Below are 17848 nucleotides of genomic sequence, written 5' to 3'. Positions count from 1 at the left end.
ATGCTCTGCTGGAATATTACGGCATGACGGACTGGGAGAGCTTTGCCGCCAGCTGGCAGCGGCTGGGTGTGGATGTCTACATGGCTGACGGGGGGCGTTACCGCAGACGCCGCCATGCCACGTTTGCCCTGTCAGAAAACAGCATTATCCGGAAAAAGCACCAGCCTCATTATCAGAGCCGCGACTACAATACGCTAAATGGCGGCATTGAGCGCTGGTTTGATCCGATTGAAAAACGGATCGGCGAGCATCCGGTCATGAAAGCGGTGCTGTCACTGGTCAACCGACTGGCGACCGATCTGACACCTGAGACCGAGCGGCCCGAAACATGGCATGCAGAAGTGCATCAGTTCAGGATCGAAGCGGCACGGGAAATGATCGGCCAGCCAACCCCTGAAGGTCTTCATCGGGACGGTGTCGACTGGGTGCTTGTCATGATGGTGCAGCGTGAGAACGTGGCGAACGGGACGACCAGCATCCATGACCTTCAGGGAGCAGAGGTCGGCAGTTTCACCCTCACCGGCCCTATGGACGCGGCTTTCGTGAATGACCACATGGTCTATCACGGCGTCACGCCAATTCAGCCGATCGACCCGAACCGGCCTGCTTTCCGCGATGTACTGGTGGTCACGCTACGTCACCAGTGACACGTTTCTAACGAGCAGGGTCAGTAGGGCCACGCTCCAGAGTAATGGGCGGCGTGCCATCCTGCTGCGGTCAGAAGTCCGACAAACACCATCGCGCCGACCATCTGGGCCAGTTCCTTGAAAGCTGGTGCGTCCATCCTGTCATTATTCGCGGCATCATCTGCCGCTGATGGCGTTACAGCAGCGGGAGCGCCCGGCTTTACCACCAGAATGGGGTCACTTGGCGGGACCGTTGAGGGAGCGGCGGTATCAGTTGTTGAAATGCCTGCCGCGTCGCGGGCCGTCTCGTTCTGAACTGCTTCCGAATCCGATGGGGCCACTGGCGGCTGCGTTTCCATATGGTTACCTCTCTGGTGTCGTCACTGTATAATGCCCTGAAACGTAACTGTATTGCATCCGGTTTTCCATTCACATCCTGCAAACAGTTTTTCCTCTGTTTTTCAGGAAACATTTTAACCAAGCCGTAATCAGGCCGCCGGCATAGTCAGCCGATTGTCTGAATGTGGGTTAAATGTTGTTGCGTGCCATCAAGCGCCATAACCGGCAGTGTCTACGTTTTTCGTCCGTGCTATCCTTCAGCACGACACTGGCGGTCGGTCTTCTGGTTTTTCCGGATCGTTACGCGCATGCCCAGAATCTCGATTACAGTACGTTCGAAAAACTTTTCAATGAACCCATAACCAGTTCAGCTACCGGCAAGCCGCAACGGGCCAGTGAACTACCCACCGACATACAGGTCGTCACTGCCGAACAGATCAGAACCTCCGGCGCTCAGACGCTGCCGGAAGTCTTGCGTATGGTGCCCGGCGTAGACGTCAGACGTTATTCCGTTCTGGGCGCCAATGTTTCGATCCGGGGAAATGACGCCGCAGGCGGCTCCCGCACGCTGGTGCTTATCGACGGGCGGCAGGTCTATCTCGATGGTTATAACTATACGGACTGGGGCGCTCTTCCCGTTTCCATTCGGGACATTCGACAGATTGAAGTCATCCGGGGACCAAATTCAGCTGTTTACGGCTTTAATGCTTCCGGCGGCGTGATCAACATCGTCACGCGTGATCCGCAACACGAAAACAAAAATTACATTCATGTCGAAGGCGGTAGTCTTAACGGGTTTGGCGGAGAGCTGGTCGCTTCCCATAAGTTCTCGGACGCCTTCGCGGCAAAACTTTCACTCAACGGGATGAGATCAGACGAATATGACCGCCGCAGTCGTCGTGATGTTCCTGCCCAGACCAGCAACATCAACGCCGCTCTGGAATTGCGAGGGCAAATTTCTCCCCGCGTCGAATGGGGTCTGACCGGCACAATCGATCAGGAGCGTAGTCCTTTCTGGCTCGATATCGGCAGCTATTTTACATCACGCCCCCTGTCGAAAAGTCTTGAAGGGCGTCTTGCTGCTGATACTGACTGGGGTCTGGTTGAATTCAGGGCTTATCAGAATTCATTTACAAATAAAACGACTGACAATATCGCTGCTTTTGGCACCGTGATTCCAATCGACTTCGGCTATGATCTGGAAACAACTGTTGCACAGCTTTCTGATACGATTTCAATCAATAATCAGAATGATCTGCGTCTTGGAGTGGAGTATCGTTATTCCACTCTTTCCGGCGCACAGGCAGGCACGAAAATCGGCAGCGAAAGCGATATGCTGGCAGCAGGATCGGCTGTCTGGGATTATCGGATCTTGCCGAAACTCACCTTAACGAATGCCGTTCGGGTGGATTCCCTGCTTGTTCCCTCCGTCAGAAGCCCCATTCTGTCAGACGCTCCGGCTTCCGCCGCACGACATTACATAGAGCCAAGCTTTAACAGTCGTATTCGCTATGATGCAGGCGATCTGGGTACATTTGGTCTGAATGCAGCCCGGGGCATCCAGTTACCCGCCCTTTTTGATTTTGCACCATCAACAATGCTTGGACCGGTCGCGGTTATCAACAATCCTTCACTTGCCCCTTCGACGACAATCAATGTGGGTCTCAATTATTCGCATAGTATCAAGCCACTAAACGGTAGCCTATCCGTTGCACTTTTCGCCCAGCGCACCAGCGATATGCTTGGAACACCCTTTGCATCAAATTATACTTTCGTACCGCCTTCATCCATCACAATGTTTCCCAAAAACTATAACAGGGTCGATGATGCTGGAGGAGAAATTCGTCTGGAAGGCAAAACCGACTTTAATTTTCACTGGGATCTGAGCTACGCGATGGCATCGGTCCGCGATCCTGACAAATCTTCAATGATCAATTTCCAGCGGCAGACACCCGTCAATACAGTCATTGGCGGGTTTGAATATATGCTGGGTCCGGTGGAATTCAGCGCCCACGCCAGATGGCAGTCGCACTATCAGGATGTTACAGCTGACTTTTCCACACTCCAGCTGAAAAATGTTAAAGTGAAGGACTTCGTGACCGTCAACGCCCGTGTCGGCTGGAAAATCGACAAGCATTTCCTCCTGTCACTGAGCGGACAGCAGCTTGGTGATTCCCGCCTTCGGGAGACGTCCGGTCTAAGAATTGACCGTCGCATTATTGCTGGTCTGACCGCAGGTTTCTGAGCCGCTTCCAGCCTCAAACTACGACAGTATTTCCGGAACCGCCGAAAGATGGACGCTGGCGAGATCCTCCAGAAAAGCCTTTGGTATCTCTCCAAGATTCTGCCTTTGTCTGGTAACCGCATGAAACGTCACATCATACCGGAGCGCCTGTGGATTCAGAGGAGCAATCAATCCCTGCTCCTCATAGGATCTGGCAAAATGCTGTGGCAGAAACGCCAGATGGTGCCCGGACAGGACCAGCATGGCCAAGGCTTCCATGTTGTCCGCTGTCGCCGTGATGGATTTGGGACTCTCTGAAAAGATCGATTGCGGGAGCGGGTATGTGCGCCAACCCCAATCATACTCCCAAGCCTCCGCCTGAGTTATCTGCCCTGCCTGAGAAAAAAGCGGATGATCCCTGCCGCAGTAAGCAACCTGCCTTTCGATGAAAAGTGGAGTAAACTGCAAACTTGGAATCCGGTGCCAGAAATATCCCATCGCTATATCGAGCGTTCCGCTTAGCAAACGCTCTTCCTGCTCGCCCGGTGAACAGACGCGGATATCCAGCCTGACGGCTTCGTCACGCTGCCTGAAGCGCGCAATGGCCTGACTGATCCGTATATTCTCACTGAACGGCGTATGCCCGATAATCCCGATCCGCAGGCTGCCGACAAGACGACGATCCATGTTGCGGGCCTGAACGCTGAAATCTTCAATAGCTCCCACAAGATGACGCGCCAGTTCGGTAAAGCGCTCGCCTTTGGCCGTCAGCCGAAACCCACTCCGGCCCCGCTCACACAACCGAAAGCCCAGTCGTGTCTCCAATGTCGCCAACTGGGTGCTGATTGTGGACTGTCCGACATTCAGGATGCTTTGCGCTGTGGAAATTCCTCCGGCATCCACAATCGCCAGAAAAACACGGATCAGACGCAGGTCCAGATCACTGAGACTACCAAGCATGATACCCAAACATCGATTTCAATCAATGTTTGAATCTTAGATTTTGAATTGGCCCTGTCAACAAGCCCACCATATCATTACGAATACAAATCGTTCTACCCCCAGACATCCCGTAGAGGGGCACTCGATGTCAGTCACACCGACTCTCACCCAAGACACACCTTCCCGCCAGGGAGGGATTGAAACCCGCTCCATCGATTACGTACCCGAGAACGAGCGCCACGGTCGCGTAGCCGATCAGGGGCCTTTCTGGTTTCTGGGCAATTTCCAGTTCTTCACAATCGCCATCGGATTTGTCGGACCCAGCATGGGTCTCTCGCTTGGCTACACGGCACTGGCCGGAGTCATCGGAATCCTGTTCGGCACATTGTTCATGGCGTTTCACGCTTCACAAGGCGCGGAGCTCGGCCTGCCACAGATGATCCAGTCGCGGGCGCAGTTCGGCTATCGGGGCGTGTCTCTCGTGCTGATCGGGACGCTGGTCACGTTCATAGGCTTCAATGTTGTTGACACTGTGCTGCTTTCCGCCGGTCTGAACGGGATCTTCGGCTGGAACATCACCGCAGTCACAATTGTCATGGCCATTATCGCCGCCCTGTTCGCCATCTACGGCCATGACTGTCTGCATACGATCTTCAAACTGTGCTTCTACGTCTCCCTACCCCTCTATGTCATTCTGACAGGAGCCATCCTGACCGGACATGCAGGAGGCAGTGCACCGACCATCGTCGGTTTCAGCTGGGTGGCCTTCATCGGGCAGATCGCAGCCAGCGCCAGCTACAACATCACTTATGCGCCATACGTTTCAGACTATTCCCGCTATCTGCCGCGCAATACCCGCCCGACCTCCATTATCATGGCCGTGATGTTCGGAGCCTCTTCCTCCGCCATCTGGCTCATTACGCTCGGAGCATGGCTTGCAACCCGTCTTGGCGCCTCCGACGGACTGGTCGCCCTACATCAGGCCGGTGACGCTGTCTTTCCAGGTTTCGGTTCGATTGTATCTCTCGCCTCCGTCACCGCGCTGATCGCCACGATGGGGCTCAATGCCTATAGCTGCATGCTGACCATTCTGACCGGAATAGACTCCTTCCGGCCGCTCAATCCGACCAAAAACGCTCGCATTCTGACTGTGATTGCCGTTGCTGCAATCTGGACGGGTCTGTCCCTGAAATGCCCGTCCGATGCGATCGGACTGCTTTTCGCGACCCTGACGGTCATGCTGTATCTGCTGGTGCCGTGGACGGCGGTCAATCTGGTCGATTACTTTCTGGTTCGCAAAGGCCGTTACGCCATCACAAATCTCTTCATGCCCGGTGGCGGTATCTACGGCATGTGGCAGTCCCGCGGTCTGCTGGCCTATGCAATCGGATTTATCGTCACCATTCCGTTTGCCGTTCTGCCTGACATCTACACAGGTCCAATCGCTCAGATGCTGGGCGGGGTCGACATCGGATGGCTGGTCGGGCTGGTCGTGTCCGGAAGCGTCTACGCGTTGCTGAGCCGGTCTCTTGATCTAAAGGCGGAAGAGACTGCCATTGCGAAAAGCGAGGCTGATCTCAAGGCCATGCAGGTCGCTGTCCCGGCAGAAGCCTCGGCTGTCCCCGTCATGGATGATGTGTGGAAGTAAACTCTTAGTCTGACGACTGACTGGACTATCAGTCGTCAGACCGGACCCTGCGATTCTGCTTGATGCCTGCCCGATGGGCCTTGCCATCCAGACGTCGCTGCCGGGCGGCGCGCCCCGGTCTTGTTGCAACACGAAATGCAGGGCGGTGAGCGGCCTGTCTGATCAACTCGATCAGACGCTGAATGACATCTTCGCGGTTTCTTTGCTGGCTGCGAAAGCGCCGTCCCGTGATGACGATTGCACCATCACGAGTCGCCCGCGCTCCCGCAAGTTCCAGCGCCTTAAGACGAACACGTTCCGGTATCCCCTGCGCATTGAGCAGATTGAAGCGCAACTGGGCAGCCGTCGCCACCTTGTTCACGTTCTGGCCACCGGGGCCGGAAGCCAGAATATAGGTGATTTCAAGGTCGTCCTCATCGAGGACCACGCCAGGCAGAACAGTCTGTTTCATACCGTAAACATTTCCAATTCCACCTACCGGTCAGGCCCTTTGAAACTCGCCCGGCATGATTGCTGTCTACTTTACCGCAGAGGCAACACAGGCCCGCAAAACGGGAGCGCAGGCCGCGTCCTTCCCCTGCCATGTTGAGGAAGGGCCGGTATAAGCCACTCGCGCGACTTTGCCATCCCTCACACTGGCAATCACATGGCAGGCGCCGTTTGTGTTGATGGTCATGGAAATATCGAGAGGAGCGGAAATGGAGAATGATCCGCTGCCTGATTTTTCAATTTTCCAGACAAGGACTTCCTGATTGTCCCTTGTTTCATCCTGATCAGGCACGCCCGCGCATGCCACAAGATCTGAACGGGAAACCCCGATCAGCTCATGCTGCGCTTCTGAGGGGATTGTTGTGCATCCTCCACATCCCAGACACAGGATACAGAGTAAAAGGAATGCTCTCATTTCCTTTTATCCCAGTATATCTGGTCCTGTTTCTTCCTGATCCAGACGAAAACACTCACCAGCCCAGCGTTGACGAGTGTTGCACTGATCGCTCCCAGACCGCAGAACAAGGCCCAGTCAGGCATCCGCCATGCCCTGCGTTTCCATTCCGACCAATCGGGCTTTTCCACCGAAACGACGCTGCCATGTCGCGGAAGAGCGGGCGCAATAGACTTCCATGTCACGCCGCTGTTTCAGAAGTCGTTTCAGACGCTCATGTTCATTTTCGTTCCAGATCGCATACAGACCCTGCGCCATGTCGGCGGCATCTGTGGGATTTCGGTGCGCGTAATGACCAATCCACGGCAGTTCGGATGATACCAGCACCGGAACACTCATGGCCATTGCATCGGCAGCGACGATATTGAATGTTTCCGTAAAGGAAACCTGCATGAGAATATCGATCCCGGACAGCACGGACAGAAACTCTGCATGTGGCATCCAGCCATGCTCGACCAGTTCATGATCTGATCTTGCAAAGAGTTCACGCAGGTTTTTCAGGACGGGACTTCCCTGCCCTTCCACACGCGTTGCGTTAATGTGGAAGCGCAAAACCGAGCCAATGGACTCAGCAAACGCAATAGCGGCGATCGCCTGTGTCATGTGGTTTTTTAGGGGGCGCACAGCTCCGAAACAGCCGATATTGACGACACCCTGCTGACGGGCATGAGGAGCGATGTCACAAAGGCGCGGGACCGGATAAACATTCGGTCCATAGGTAATGCCAGACGGGTCCAGTCCACAGCCCATTGCCACAACCGCCATGTCCGACACGGCGCGCGGTGCGTTGCACATGACCTCAACACCACGCTGCAGATAATCGACGGTCCAGCCAAAGGCGATGCCTTCATTGGCAAGAAACGGCGTTTCTGAGTGATCTCTGACGATCCACTGAACCTGTGGATGCAGCTTTTTGAGGATATCGAATTTTTCCGGCACAACCCAGAACGCCTCGATGATCACATGCGTTGGTCTGTAGGCTGTTACCTCCCGATCAATTGCATTGTTATCTGCAACTTCAACGGATTGGGCTTCAATGCCATTTGCATTGAGCATGTCCACGACAAAACGGACAGAATTTGAAAGACCAGATTCACGCGAACCGTAGCCCCAGTGACCTTCACGGGACTTCAAAATAAACAGAAGACGATTTTTCATGTATATTATGACTTATTAAAAATTAAACTTACAAAAATTCCAATAAAACCACCTGTCCAGAGACCAAAAATAAAACTTACCATCAGCAATATTCTTTATATTAAAATGAAATAAATTTATCAGGAATAATTTCCAGGCATATAACCGGCGGCTCAATGACCCGGTTTTCTATAACTGTCCCTTACACACGGACCGAGTGATTCCGTTTTTAAAACTGGCCGATAACTGGCACAGGAAACTTGCTTTGGAATGTTCTCGAAAGTGATGGAACGTCACAATTCCCGTCAGCCTCTTTACCAGCGTTTTCCTGCTACATTTTCACAAAAAACACTTTGAAAAATGCAACTTTATGCCGTCTGGAACGCTCTGCAAAAATCTACAGGAGACTTTTCATGCGTTCTACTCTCTTTGCTCTTCTTGCACTCTCAGTCGCCTGCGCTGGCCTGACAGCCTGCAAACCTCACGAGCGGACTTTTGGTGAAAAAGTGCGCGATACTGTCGATCCGCCGAAAGGTCCGCTTGAGAAGGCAGGTCGCGCAGTCGATCGTGCCACTGACAAATAAAAACAAAATCAGGAGGCTGCCATCAAACGCTGCCTCCTGACTTTTCAAAAAACTATACTGATCACGCTGATATTATGTTTCAAAAGCAGAAATTATATACTGCTCTCATAGTGCGGTTTTACGCACTCACCATACACAACGAAAATTTCTATCTTATCGGGAAACGGTAACTTGTTTCGACATGACACGCCGAGGTTTAGGACAGCAGGATTGCTCAGCCTGCCAGCGCGCATCCCTGATCACAATTGCAAAACCTAGGATCACCGGCAAAATGAAGAACATGAAAACTGCGATGAGTATGGAGATCAGCCCCTGCCATTCCATCATGTTCTTTCTCCTCGCACACCCATCTGTGGACATACGAGGATAGTGGAGATCCTGTCTCCTGTCATATCAAGATTATTTGCCCCGCCTGAAAGAGACAATCAGGGGAGCGCATGAAGCGTTTCCCCTGACCCTCTTTACTCAACTCAGGGACGGCCAACCGACTGATAGTCCAGACCAACAGCCCGCATTGCCGCCGGATCGAAGATGTTACGCAGATCGACGACAACCTTGCCTTTCATGGCCTCTACAAGAGCCTTCGGAGCAAGCGCACGGAAGACATTCCACTCTGTCAGCACCACCAGCGCATCTGCGCCCTTGGCCGCGTCGAGCGCATCGGTGCAATACGTCGTGGTCGGCGGCATCATCGGAGCCGCCACTTCCATGCCGACCGGATCAAACGCCCGCAGCTTCGCGCCAGCTTCCGCCAGACGATGCAGGATGGGAATCGACGGCGCCTCACGCATATCGTCGGTTTCCGGCTTGAAAGTCAGACCCAGAATCGCAATCGTCTTGCCTTCTGCCGAACCACCACAGGCTGCGATAATGCGACCGGCCATACCGATCTTGCGGGCATCGTTGACCTGTACGGTTGTTTCGACCAGACGGCACGGGCTTCCGGCCTCCTGACCGATACGCGACAGGGCCAGCGTGTCCTTCGGGAAGCAGGAACCGCCGTAACCCGGACCCGGATGCAGGAACTTGCGACCGATACGGCCATCAAGACCCATACCTTTGGCCAGATCGTGCACATCCGCACCCAGCTTCTCACAAAGGCTGGCCATCTCGTTGATGAAGGAGATCTTCATCGCAAGGAACGAGTTGGAAGCGTATTTCGTGAGTTCCGATGTCTCCAGCGTCGTGAAGAGCAGCGGCGCTTCGATCAGGGACAGCGGACGATAGACCTTCCGCATAACCGCTTCAGCGCGTGCGCCACCATCCGGAGCCGTCTTGTCGAGACCGATGATCACACGATCCGGACGCATGAAGTCACCGATCGCGCTGCCTTCGCGCAGGAACTCGGGATTGGATGCGACGTCAAAATCCGCATCAGGACGCGTGGCCCGGATGATCTCGGCGATACGGCGGCTGGTGCCAGCCGGAACCGTCGATTTTGTCACGACAACCGCATAGTTGGTCAGCGAACGAGCGATCTGCTGCGCAGCTGCGTGGACATACTGCATGTCCGCTGCGCCATCGCCATTCCGCGGCGGCGTGCCGACAGCAATAAACACGGCTTCAGCGTCTTTTACTGCTGCGGCGATGTCATCACCGAAAGACAGGCGACCCGCCTGCATGTTGGATTCGACCAGCTTGTCGAGACCAGGTTCATAGATAGGGATCTGGCCTTTGCGAAGAGCCGCCAGTCGCGCCGGGCTGTTTTCAACCACAGCCACTTCAATTCCGAATTCCGCGAAACACGCAGCCGAAACGAGGCCAACATAGCCTCCCCCGATCATTGCAATACGCACCGAAGTCTCCTCCCGATTTTCCGGGCCTGTCATCAGACGAACAGGGCGCCCGCCCGAAATCGCTCAGACTTGAACCCGTCCGGTCCTCTCCGGTCAAGGTCAGAATGAAAGAGTTTCAACAAGAAATCACAGACACTGCACGTCAGCACAGACCCGGAATAAAAGAGAATTTTGACGTCACCCGACTGGCGGGCTACGGCTGTATGGCTCTAAATGATTGTCCGCAGTGCAAAAGCTGCACATCTCATACCACAAAGGACCGACTGCGCCGGATGAACACCCTGCTTGATCTTGTCACCCTGCTGGGCCGAACGGTGTTTGTCGTGACACGCGGGGCCGGTTCCATTGGCCTTTTTGCACTGGAAGGAATTTCCTGCTTCTTCCGGCCGCCTTTTTACTGGCGGGTCTTTCTCCAGTCGCTCCTCGATACCGGCTTTCTGTCCCTGCCGGTCGTCGCATTGACCGCCCTGTTCTCAGGCGGCGTGATCGCGCTTCAGTCCTATACCGGCTTCGCGCAGTATCACGCACAGAGCGCCATCGCGAATATCGTCGTGCTGGCGGTGACGCGCGAGCTCGGCCCCGTCATGGCGGGCCTGATGGTCGCCGGTCGCGTAGGTGCCGCCATGGCGGCGCAGATCGGCACCATGCGGGTGACGGACCAGATCGACGCCCTGACGACACTGCGCACCCACCCGATGAAATATCTCGTGGCCCCACGCCTCGCAGCCGGTGTGATCGCTCTGCCCCTGCTGGTGGTGGTGGCCGATATTCTAGGTGTCGCAGGCGGCTTTACAGTGGCGACAGTCAAACTCGGTTTCGCACCGGATAATTATATCGCCGCCACCATGAACGCCCTGAAGACCGAAGACGTCATGGTCGGGCTCGTGAAAGCCACCGTGTTCGGTTTTCTCATCACCCTGATGGGCTGTTATTACGGCTACACAAGCCGCGGGGGCGCTGAGGGAGTCGGCAGCGCTACAACCGCTGCTGTTGTCTCCGCGTCGATCCTTGTGCTCGCATTCGATTATCTCCTGACAGACCTGTTTTTCGCCCAATGACAGACAACCCATCCTCCGCACCGAAAATCCGTATCCGTGGACTTCGCAAGGCTTTTGGCTCGAAAGTCGTGCTCGATGGCGTTGATCTCGACGTGCCAACAGGAACCTCTTTCGTGATTATCGGCGGATCTGGATCGGGGAAGTCCGTTCTGCTTCGCTGCATTCTCGGCCTTATCCAGCCGGACGAAGGGCTGATCGAGATTGACGGTGTGGACGTGCTGCGTGCGCCCCGTCGTGAGCGGGAAGAACGGATCGGCGAAATCGGCATGCTGTTCCAGAACGCCGCGCTGTTCGACAGTCTGTCCGTCTGGGAAAACGTCGCTTTCGGCCTGCTGGCTCCAGAACCGACAAGACATTCCGAAAAGCATCCGCGCCTCTCGCGGACGGAAGCGCGTGCGCGGGCAAATGCTGTTCTGGAACAGGTCGGCCTCGACCCATCGGTTGGCGATCTCTCTCCTTCCGAATTATCCGGTGGCATGCAGAAGCGCGTTGGACTGGCACGCGCCATCGCCGATCGGCCCGAGATTCTGTTCTTTGACGAACCGACGACTGGCCTTGATCCCATCATGGGCGCGGTCATTGACGGGCTGATTGTCGATTGCGTGAAAAGGATGGGATCGACTGCCATCGCCATCACGCACGACATGGCTTCCGCACAGCGGATCGGAGACGAGGCCGCCATGCTGTATCAGGGCAAGCTGGTGTGGCAGGGACCGGCCACCTCGCTCATGCATTCAGGTAACGCCATGGTAGATCAGTTCACGCATGGTCGCCGTGAGGGGCCGATCTCCATGGAACTCCGCCGCTAGAGCCTGTCCATTTTCAGCAGGAGTTTGTCGTCATGAGTCGCCCGCTCAACGTGATTGGCCTGATGAGCGGCACCTCGCTGGACGGGGTGGACGCCGCTGTCATCCGCACGGATGGCGTCACGGTTTTCGAGAGCGGCCCCTCTCTGTCCCTGCCCTATGACGCCGACCTTCGGCAGTCTGCCCGAGCGCTTCTGGATCGTGCGGCACATCTTTCTCCCGACGCGCCCGAAGTGCTGGACGTCGAAAGACGCCTGACAGAGCGCCATATCGAAGCCGTTCAGGCCTTGCGGCCCCAAACAGGCCCCGTCGATCTGATCGGCTTTCACGGACAGACGATCTATCACGCCCCGGCGCTGCACCGGACCTGGCAGATCGGCGACGCGGCGCTGCTGTCGCGCGAGACGCAGATTCCAGTCGTGCATGATTTCCGAAGTGCTGACGTTGCAGCCGGTGGTGAAGGCGCGCCGCTCGCCCCCTGGTATCATGCGGCGCTGTTGCAGGACGCTCAACGCCCCGTCGCGATACTCAACATCGGCGGCGTGGCCAATGTCACCTTCCTTGGACGGAATGGCGAGATCATTGCCTGTGACACCGGGCCGGGCAATGCGCTGATGGATGACTGGGCATTCCGACACACTGGCGTCGCCTGCGACATGGACGGCGCGCTGGCCCGGAAGGGACAGGTCGATCAGGCCATTCTCGATATGCTTCTGGCTGATCCCTATTTCAGTCGTCCCGCCCCGAAATCCCTTGATCGCCAGAGTTTCATCACGGCTCTGGATGCGGTTTCAGGGTGCACTCCCGCTGATGGAGCCGCCACACTCGCCGCTTTCACCGTTGCCGCCGTGGCGCGGACACGCTTTCCGGAAAAGCCCGCCGTCTGGTACGTCTGCGGCGGTGGACGTCATAATCCCGTTTTGATGGTAGGGCTGCAAAAGGCTCTGAACGCCCCAGTCAGATCGGGAGACAGTCTTGGCTGGAATGGCGACGCTCTTGAAGCCGAGTGTTTCGGCTTTCTCGCCGTGCGGGTTTTACGCCAGCTTCCCCTCTCCGCTCCCGGCATCACCGGAGCCCCTGATTTTCTGCCCGGTGGACGCCTTACCTGCGCCGCTCTGACCACTCTCCCTCGGTGGCTTTCTCTCTCCAACGAAGACTCTTGACGCTGTGAGTAGAGACGCTATATACCCCGCCACGTTGCCGGCGTAGCACAGTGGTAGTGCAGCGGTTTTGTAAACCGAAGGCCGGGAGTTCGAATCTCTCCGCCGGCACCATTTTTCCTGAAAATAGCCAGCCTTTCGTGGCGCACATGACGCATACAGCGACTCTTACGCACATGATGCCAGATACTGTTCGGCTATAGATTCCGGCTCTGCTCTCTAACGCAAACACCCCTCACCACATCGGCGCGGGAACCAGCGTCATGAGCACTTTGGTTGCGGGATCGTCTCCGCTACCAAGATGGACGAAACGGCTATTTCTCAGGCCCTCATGAAGGCGCAACTTGTTCTGATCGACCGCCAATCCGATCTGCATCCGACAGAGAAGCATGGGCGCGAAATCCTCAAGAGGGCGACTCTCGCGTTTATGCAAATATGGGAGGATTGGCCGAGTAAAAGGCGCTCCCCCGCGTAAAGCGGAAGGAACTAGCGGGGGTGTGAAAAAGAGTGACGGGAAGGTCTTATTCAGTCTTCCCGTCACCATCTTTTTTAACCAAAGCAACAACTACACCGATAACGGTAGCTGTGGCTAAAGTGGTCCCAGCCCAGTCGTGCCCCCATTTTATGAGGAAAAATGACACACCAATGGCGAACATAAACGCTATGAGGGCGATTAAACGACGTGCAAGAGAATCGATCAGTTGAAAAATCTGGTTCCGCTCTCTCAAGCGCCGCTCTGTCTCGGAACTTGCCTCTGCCATGCGCATGATGCGATCAGGTAGGTCATCTTGGACCTCCTTATAGATCTGCATTTCTGAGCCTGCTGGAATTGGGCCTGTAGTTATCTGACGCATCCCGACAGAAACCACACCAGCGCCGGGAACGCTCATAGGCTCGTATTCGGGCGTTAGTGGAATATGTTGCGGGTCAGTGATTGGCCGAGGTGCGATGGGTATATCCGAGTTGCTCATCGACTTGGTTCATTGCTCCACGCATTGCACGACCAGTTGCATTCCATGCATCGCGCGTGATTTCATCGGCACTTGCAATTGGATAAGATTTAACTGGTCCGGCAAAATCAAACAATTCACCAAAGGCCCGGAGAAATGATCGTGCAAAAAAATGTCTGCGCATATTCCCCTCCTTGGTTTGCGCTGCGCTGATACACTCATGCTACGTTTCGCTTAAGTGTTTCAACCTTGATCTGAAGTTGTCCCTTAAGGAGATGAACGTCAAGTGAATGCGCGGTGAGAAATGAATTGCTGTGTCTCCACACACTTCGCGCAACGCAATTTCGTGCTATCGCAGCACATCTTGTCTCAATTCAGTATAGCGTTGCGTTATGTGTGTTCTTAAAAACTGATCAAGCCCATTAACGCGCCGCAGCACGTCAACTTCAACAATCTCACACCAAAACGGCGAAAACACAGCTTACAGGCTGTCTAGCCAGACTTTAAAGAACCCGCCCCTTGGTCTTCCTGCCGGAGTAAGGCACAACAGCGCCCCAACGTGCCGAACAACGGAGACGGATATGCGGGTTACAGTCGCTGATGTGCAGAAGATGAAGCAGAATGGCGAACGCATCGCCATGATAACGGCTTATGACTGCTCCTCCGCCCTTATTGCCGAACGCGCCGGTGTTCCTGTTCTGCTGGTCGGTGATTCACTCGGCATGGTCATGCTGGGACACAGCACTACCCTGCCCGTCACGCTTGACGATATGGAACGCCATGCCGCTGCCGTCATGCGCGTCAGCCAGAAGGCGCTTGTCGTCGCCGATTTACCCTTCATGAGCTACGCCACCATTGAGGACGCGGTCTTTTCTGCCCGTCGCCTGATGCAGTCGTCCGGTGCGCAGGCGGTCAAGCTGGAAGGTGGCAAGAGCATCACTCCGCAGATCCGCCGTCTGGTTGACTGCGGCGTGCCGGTCATGGGACATCTGGGGCTTACGCCTCAATCACAGCATCAGATTGGTCTGCGCGTGCAGGCTCGTCGTGCAGAAGAAGCGCGTCAGTTGATTGAGGACGCACTTGCCCTTGAAGCCGCCGGAGCTTTTGCGCTTGTGCTGGAAGTCGTGCCTGCTCCATTGGCTGCCGCTGTGTCTGAAAGAGTCCGTATTCCTGTCATCGGCATTGGAGCAGGAGCCGGATGCGACGGGCAGGTTCAGGTCTGGCATGACCTGCTTGGTCTATTCGAAGGCCGTCCGCCCCGGCATGCCAAGCGTTTTGCCGATATCGGGGCTGCCATGGAACAGGCCGTTCGCGCCTATGCCGACGATGTGCGCTCAGGCTCTTTTCCAACGGATGCACAGAGTTCCACGATGAACCCTGACGAACTGGCCAGCGCCCTCGCCTCTCTCGACCATAAAGATCACTGACATGCAGATTGTTTCCACCATTGCCGACGCCCGCAAGATCCGGGCCAGCCTGAATGGAACACTGGGTTTTGTTCCGACAATGGGCTTTCTGCATGAGGGTCATTTGAGTCTCGTCCGTCGCGCGCGGGAAGAATGCGATGCTGTGGCAGTCAGCATCTTTGTGAACCCAACGCAGTTTTCCCCCAATGAAGACCTCAACCGTTATCCGCGAGCCCTTGAACGAGATCTGTCTCTTCTTAAAGAGGCTGGTGTCTCCTTCGTTTTTACACCTGATGCAGGTGAAATCTATCCTCCGGGCTTTGCGACAAGCATAGATGTGGGAGATGTAGCGAAGCCGCTGGAAGGCGCAGTCCGACCGGGTCATTTTTCTGGTGTCGCGACTGTTGTCACCAAGCTTTTCAATATTATCCAGCCGACAAAAGCGTTTTTCGGTCAGAAAGATGCGCAGCAATGTGCCGTGATCAGAAGGCTGGTGACGGATCTGAATATTCCCGTCGATGTCGTTATCTGCGACATTGTCCGAAACGAAAAAGGTCTCGCGCTCTCAAGCCGAAATTCCTATCTGACAGAGAGTGAACAGGAACGTGCTCTCCTGCTACACGGCAGCCTGAGAAAAGCACAAGAACGTATTGCATCCGGTGAGCGCAATGCTGAAACAATCAAAACACTGATTGCCAACATTCTGTCGAAAGACCCTGATTTTTCTGTGGATTATATCAGCGTCGCAGATCCCGACTCTCTGACTGAGCTTGATAGCGTCGATGACGAAGCCCTCATCTCACTGGCGGTCAAAGTTGGCAACACACGCCTACTCGACAACATTCTCATCAGAAAAAAGTAATTTCAGAAGTTATTCCAAGGAAGAAATGCGCGTGAGTGCCTGATTTCGATAAAGCAGGCACTCAATAAAACCTGACCAAAATCTCAGTAGATTTTTGAGAGGTAGCTTTGCAACAAAATGATTTTGCAAAGCTACCTCTCACAGGCTTCAAGCCTCATGACTCAGGCTGACGACCCACCATCATGCCAGCGCCATTGGCCCGCATGGAGCCGAAACGCCAGATCAGATGCGCAAGCGCCATCAGAACCGGCCCAATAAACAGACCACTCAGCCCCCACGTTTCGATCCCGCCCAGAATGCCCAGCAGAACCCAGACAAACGGCAGTCGAATTGATCCACCAATCAGAACAGGCCGGATAAAGTGATCAGCAAGGAACAGGATCACAAAACCGAATACTCCAACTGCAATTCCGGCTCCAAGCGATCCCTTGATAGCGATCAGCAACGCACTGATGGCGACAGCAAATCCGCCTACCATCGGAATCATTGAAGCAAGAGCCGTAAAGAGCCCGAGAAGCAGCGGCTGGGGCGCTCCAGCAATAATGTAGGACACGCCGATAATGACACCTTCACCAAGCCCCACAAGAACCAGCCCTGCCATTGCTCCCCGCACAGCGCCAACAAGCTGCTTCTGGGCCATCTGCCCCCGGGCGCCGAGCAGACGCAGAATGAACAGATTGATATGCTCAATCAGCTGTTTGCCGCCACGCAGTAAAAAGAACAGGATAAGCAGGGCAAAACAGAGGATCACAACAGTATCGGCCACGCCGTGACCAATATGCTCAACTGTGGCCAGAGCCTGCTCCGGGTTGAGCTTATGCACCAGCGCACGCATTCCCTCCGGATTGGAAAGATTGCTTTGCCACCAATGCTCAATCTGTGCCCTGCCCCACGGCAGCTTTGAAAGCCAGACCGGTTCCGGAATACCAGTCTCTCCAGCTTCCTTGATCCACTTTGCGCCTTCCTGCGCTTCTCCTGCGGCCGAGCCAATGAGAAAAGACACCGGGATGACAAACACCAGAGCTATGGCGGAGACAACAACAAGAGGCAGAACTGTTTGCGCATGCCGAGGAGACCATTTACGGCCGAGCCACCGCATGATCGGCCAGCAGACAATGGCGAGGATGCCTCCCCACACCAGCGCCAGCCGAAACCTTCCCAAAGTAAAAAGCGACAGCCCTGCGACAGAAACCGCGAAAACACCTTGAGCCCAGTATTGAAATGATGGCCGCGATACAGGCTGCTGTTCTATTGACGATAACGCCGCACCATCCTCTTCATCTCGAGATACAGAAGGAACGGTGCTTTCCGACTTGCACCATGACGATATTCTAGAAAACATTTTCACCAGTGACCTGTTTCTCAAA

The 17848-nt window shown here is 55.1% G+C and carries 20 protein-coding genes and 1 tRNA gene; 10 read left to right on the top strand and 11 right to left on the bottom strand.

All coding sequences use genetic code 11. The features are described from left to right. The coding region (locus B3759_RS00375; RefSeq protein ID WP_291362562.1) for a 2OG-Fe dioxygenase family protein at positions 1–647 on the top strand (647 nt) is incomplete at its 5' end. A gap of 20 nt (positions 648–667) precedes the next feature. Here the strand turns inward: B3759_RS00375 and B3759_RS00370 are convergent. Then, positions 668–985, bottom strand: coding sequence for a hypothetical protein (locus tag B3759_RS00370; protein ID WP_291362560.1), 318 nt, complete (start codon positions 983–985; stop codon positions 668–670). Between the two features lie 173 nt (positions 986–1158). On the opposite strand from B3759_RS00370, the gene B3759_RS00365 reads away from it, so the two are divergent. Then, positions 1159–3210 carry a TonB-dependent receptor plug domain-containing protein gene (locus B3759_RS00365; RefSeq protein WP_291362558.1) on the top strand — a complete coding sequence of 684 codons (2052 nt, stop codon included), beginning with the start codon at positions 1159–1161 and terminating at the stop codon, positions 3208–3210. A gap of 18 nt (positions 3211–3228) precedes the next feature. Here the strand turns inward: B3759_RS00365 and B3759_RS00360 are convergent, their stop codons facing one another. After that, complete coding sequence (locus B3759_RS00360; protein ID WP_291362604.1) at positions 3229–4149, bottom strand: LysR family transcriptional regulator; 921 nt, start codon at positions 4147–4149, stop codon at positions 3229–3231. A gap of 127 nt (positions 4150–4276) precedes the next feature. Here B3759_RS00360 and B3759_RS00355 point away from each other — a divergent pair, with 127 nt between their 5' ends. Beyond that, positions 4277–5779 carry a purine-cytosine permease family protein gene (locus B3759_RS00355; protein ID WP_291362556.1) on the top strand — a complete coding sequence of 501 codons (1503 nt, stop codon included), beginning with the start codon at positions 4277–4279 and terminating at the stop codon, positions 5777–5779. Between the two features lie 28 nt (positions 5780–5807). On the opposite strand, the gene arfB is transcribed toward B3759_RS00355, so the two are convergent. The 3 genes from arfB to B3759_RS00340 form a co-directional block, all read right to left on the bottom strand. Continuing rightward, positions 5808–6230 carry an alternative ribosome rescue aminoacyl-tRNA hydrolase ArfB gene (gene arfB, locus B3759_RS00350; protein WP_291362555.1) on the bottom strand — a complete coding sequence of 141 codons (423 nt, stop codon included), beginning with the start codon at positions 6228–6230 and terminating at the stop codon, positions 5808–5810. Positions 6231–6296: 66 nt separating this feature from the next. Then, positions 6297–6683, bottom strand: coding sequence for a hypothetical protein (locus tag B3759_RS00345; RefSeq protein ID WP_291362553.1), 387 nt, complete (start codon positions 6681–6683; stop codon positions 6297–6299). A gap of 117 nt (positions 6684–6800) precedes the next feature. Beyond that, positions 6801–7880 (bottom strand): hypothetical protein, encoded by a 1080-nt coding sequence (locus B3759_RS00340; RefSeq protein ID WP_291362551.1) that lies wholly within the window; start codon positions 7878–7880, stop codon positions 6801–6803. Between the two features lie 392 nt (positions 7881–8272). Here B3759_RS00340 and B3759_RS00335 point away from each other — a divergent pair, with 392 nt between their 5' ends. After that, positions 8273–8443 (top strand): hypothetical protein, encoded by a 171-nt coding sequence (locus B3759_RS00335; protein WP_173573859.1) that lies wholly within the window; start codon positions 8273–8275, stop codon positions 8441–8443. Positions 8444–8596: 153 nt separating this feature from the next. On the opposite strand, the gene B3759_RS00330 is transcribed toward B3759_RS00335, so the two are convergent. Both B3759_RS00330 and B3759_RS00325 read right to left on the bottom strand, forming a co-directional pair. After that, the gene (locus tag B3759_RS00330) at positions 8597–8770 is read right to left on the bottom strand and encodes a hypothetical protein (protein ID WP_291362548.1); all 174 of its coding nucleotides are present in this window, start codon (positions 8768–8770) and stop codon (positions 8597–8599) included. A gap of 143 nt (positions 8771–8913) precedes the next feature. Further along, a complete protein-coding gene (locus tag B3759_RS00325; protein ID WP_099348418.1) occupies positions 8914–10227 on the bottom strand; it encodes a UDP-glucose dehydrogenase family protein in 1314 nt (437 codons plus the stop codon). A 284-nt stretch (positions 10228–10511) separates the two neighbouring features. Here B3759_RS00325 and B3759_RS00320 point away from each other — a divergent pair, with 284 nt between their 5' ends. The 4 genes from B3759_RS00320 to B3759_RS00305 all read left to right on the top strand — a co-directional run bounded on the left by B3759_RS00320 (position 10512) and on the right by B3759_RS00305 (position 13377). Continuing rightward, positions 10512–11297 carry an MlaE family ABC transporter permease gene (locus B3759_RS00320; protein WP_291362546.1) on the top strand — a complete coding sequence of 262 codons (786 nt, stop codon included), beginning with the start codon at positions 10512–10514 and terminating at the stop codon, positions 11295–11297. Beyond that, positions 11294–12106, top strand: a complete 813-nt coding sequence (locus B3759_RS00315; RefSeq protein WP_099348414.1) for an ABC transporter ATP-binding protein — start codon at positions 11294–11296, stop codon at positions 12104–12106. Before B3759_RS00320 ends, B3759_RS00315 begins: the two co-directional genes overlap by 4 nt. Before the next feature lie 32 nt (positions 12107–12138). After that, entirely contained in the window at positions 12139–13266 is a 1128-nt protein-coding gene (locus tag B3759_RS00310) for an anhydro-N-acetylmuramic acid kinase (RefSeq protein ID WP_291362542.1), read from the top strand. 36 nt (positions 13267–13302) lie between these two features. Next, a tRNA-Thr gene (locus B3759_RS00305) sits at positions 13303–13377 on the top strand. Positions 13378–13498: 121 nt separating this feature from the next. On the opposite strand, the gene B3759_RS00300 is transcribed toward B3759_RS00305, so the two are convergent. The 3 genes from B3759_RS00300 to B3759_RS00290 form a co-directional block, all read right to left on the bottom strand. Next, entirely contained in the window at positions 13499–13654 is a 156-nt protein-coding gene (locus tag B3759_RS00300) for a hypothetical protein (protein ID WP_291362540.1), read from the bottom strand. Positions 13655–13784: 130 nt separating this feature from the next. Beyond that, entirely contained in the window at positions 13785–14153 is a 369-nt protein-coding gene (locus B3759_RS00295; RefSeq protein ID WP_291362538.1) for a hypothetical protein, read from the bottom strand. A 37-nt stretch (positions 14154–14190) separates the two neighbouring features. Further along, the gene (locus B3759_RS00290) at positions 14191–14397 is read right to left on the bottom strand and encodes a hypothetical protein (RefSeq protein ID WP_291362536.1); all 207 of its coding nucleotides are present in this window, start codon (positions 14395–14397) and stop codon (positions 14191–14193) included. Between the two features lie 397 nt (positions 14398–14794). Here B3759_RS00290 and panB point away from each other — a divergent pair, with 397 nt between their 5' ends. Continuing rightward, entirely contained in the window at positions 14795–15640 is an 846-nt protein-coding gene (panB, locus tag B3759_RS00285) for a 3-methyl-2-oxobutanoate hydroxymethyltransferase (RefSeq protein WP_291362534.1), read from the top strand. Position 15641: 1 nt separating this feature from the next. Continuing rightward, entirely contained in the window at positions 15642–16481 is an 840-nt protein-coding gene (gene panC / locus B3759_RS00280; RefSeq protein ID WP_291362532.1) for a pantoate--beta-alanine ligase, read from the top strand. 154 nt (positions 16482–16635) lie between these two features. On the opposite strand, the gene B3759_RS00275 is transcribed toward panC, so the two are convergent. Continuing rightward, positions 16636–17823: an AI-2E family transporter gene (locus B3759_RS00275; RefSeq protein WP_291362530.1), complete on the bottom strand. Its 1188-nt coding sequence runs from the start codon at positions 17821–17823 to the stop codon at positions 16636–16638. Between the last annotated feature and the right edge of the window lie 25 nt (positions 17824–17848).

The sequence above is a fragment of the Acetobacter sp. UBA5411 genome (genome assembly GCF_002409645.1).
Taxonomy (GTDB): Bacteria; Pseudomonadota; Alphaproteobacteria; order Acetobacterales; family Acetobacteraceae; genus Acetobacter.
Note: the sequence above shows the minus strand (reverse complement) of the source record. Positions and strands in the feature narration are given on the sequence as shown.

What these genes read in the sequence shown, in the direction of transcription:
- B3759_RS00370 (WP_291362560.1), bottom strand. Translation starts at nt 985, where the DNA reads ATGGAAACGCAGCCGCCAGTGGCCCCATCGGATTCGGAAGCAGTTCAG.
- B3759_RS00355 (WP_291362556.1), top strand. Translation starts at nt 4,277, where the DNA reads ATGTCAGTCACACCGACTCTCACCCAAGACACACCTTCCCGCCAGGGA.
- B3759_RS00295 (WP_291362538.1), bottom strand. Translation starts at nt 14,153, where the DNA reads ATGAGCGTTCCCGGCGCTGGTGTGGTTTCTGTCGGGATGCGTCAGATA.
- arfB (WP_291362555.1), bottom strand. Translation starts at nt 6,230, where the DNA reads ATGAAACAGACTGTTCTGCCTGGCGTGGTCCTCGATGAGGACGACCTT.
- B3759_RS00315 (WP_099348414.1), top strand. Translation starts at nt 11,294, where the DNA reads ATGACAGACAACCCATCCTCCGCACCGAAAATCCGTATCCGTGGACTT.
- B3759_RS00330 (WP_291362548.1), bottom strand. Translation starts at nt 8,770, where the DNA reads ATGATGGAATGGCAGGGGCTGATCTCCATACTCATCGCAGTTTTCATG.
- B3759_RS00365 (WP_291362558.1), top strand. Translation starts at nt 1,159, where the DNA reads ATGTTGTTGCGTGCCATCAAGCGCCATAACCGGCAGTGTCTACGTTTT.
- B3759_RS00320 (WP_291362546.1), top strand. Translation starts at nt 10,512, where the DNA reads ATGAACACCCTGCTTGATCTTGTCACCCTGCTGGGCCGAACGGTGTTT.
- B3759_RS00345 (WP_291362553.1), bottom strand. Translation starts at nt 6,683, where the DNA reads ATGAGAGCATTCCTTTTACTCTGTATCCTGTGTCTGGGATGTGGAGGA.
- B3759_RS00300 (WP_291362540.1), bottom strand. Translation starts at nt 13,654, where the DNA reads ATGCTTCTCTGTCGGATGCAGATCGGATTGGCGGTCGATCAGAACAAG.
- B3759_RS00310 (WP_291362542.1), top strand. Translation starts at nt 12,139, where the DNA reads ATGAGTCGCCCGCTCAACGTGATTGGCCTGATGAGCGGCACCTCGCTG.
- panC (WP_291362532.1), top strand. Translation starts at nt 15,642, where the DNA reads ATGCAGATTGTTTCCACCATTGCCGACGCCCGCAAGATCCGGGCCAGC.
- panB (WP_291362534.1), top strand. Translation starts at nt 14,795, where the DNA reads ATGCGGGTTACAGTCGCTGATGTGCAGAAGATGAAGCAGAATGGCGAA.
- B3759_RS00275 (WP_291362530.1), bottom strand. Translation starts at nt 17,823, where the DNA reads ATGTTTTCTAGAATATCGTCATGGTGCAAGTCGGAAAGCACCGTTCCT.
- B3759_RS00335 (WP_173573859.1), top strand. Translation starts at nt 8,273, where the DNA reads ATGCGTTCTACTCTCTTTGCTCTTCTTGCACTCTCAGTCGCCTGCGCT.
- B3759_RS00340 (WP_291362551.1), bottom strand. Translation starts at nt 7,880, where the DNA reads ATGAAAAATCGTCTTCTGTTTATTTTGAAGTCCCGTGAAGGTCACTGG.
- B3759_RS00360 (WP_291362604.1), bottom strand. Translation starts at nt 4,149, where the DNA reads ATGCTTGGTAGTCTCAGTGATCTGGACCTGCGTCTGATCCGTGTTTTT.
- B3759_RS00290 (WP_291362536.1), bottom strand. Translation starts at nt 14,397, where the DNA reads ATGCGCAGACATTTTTTTGCACGATCATTTCTCCGGGCCTTTGGTGAA.
- B3759_RS00325 (WP_099348418.1), bottom strand. Translation starts at nt 10,227, where the DNA reads ATGATCGGGGGAGGCTATGTTGGCCTCGTTTCGGCTGCGTGTTTCGCG.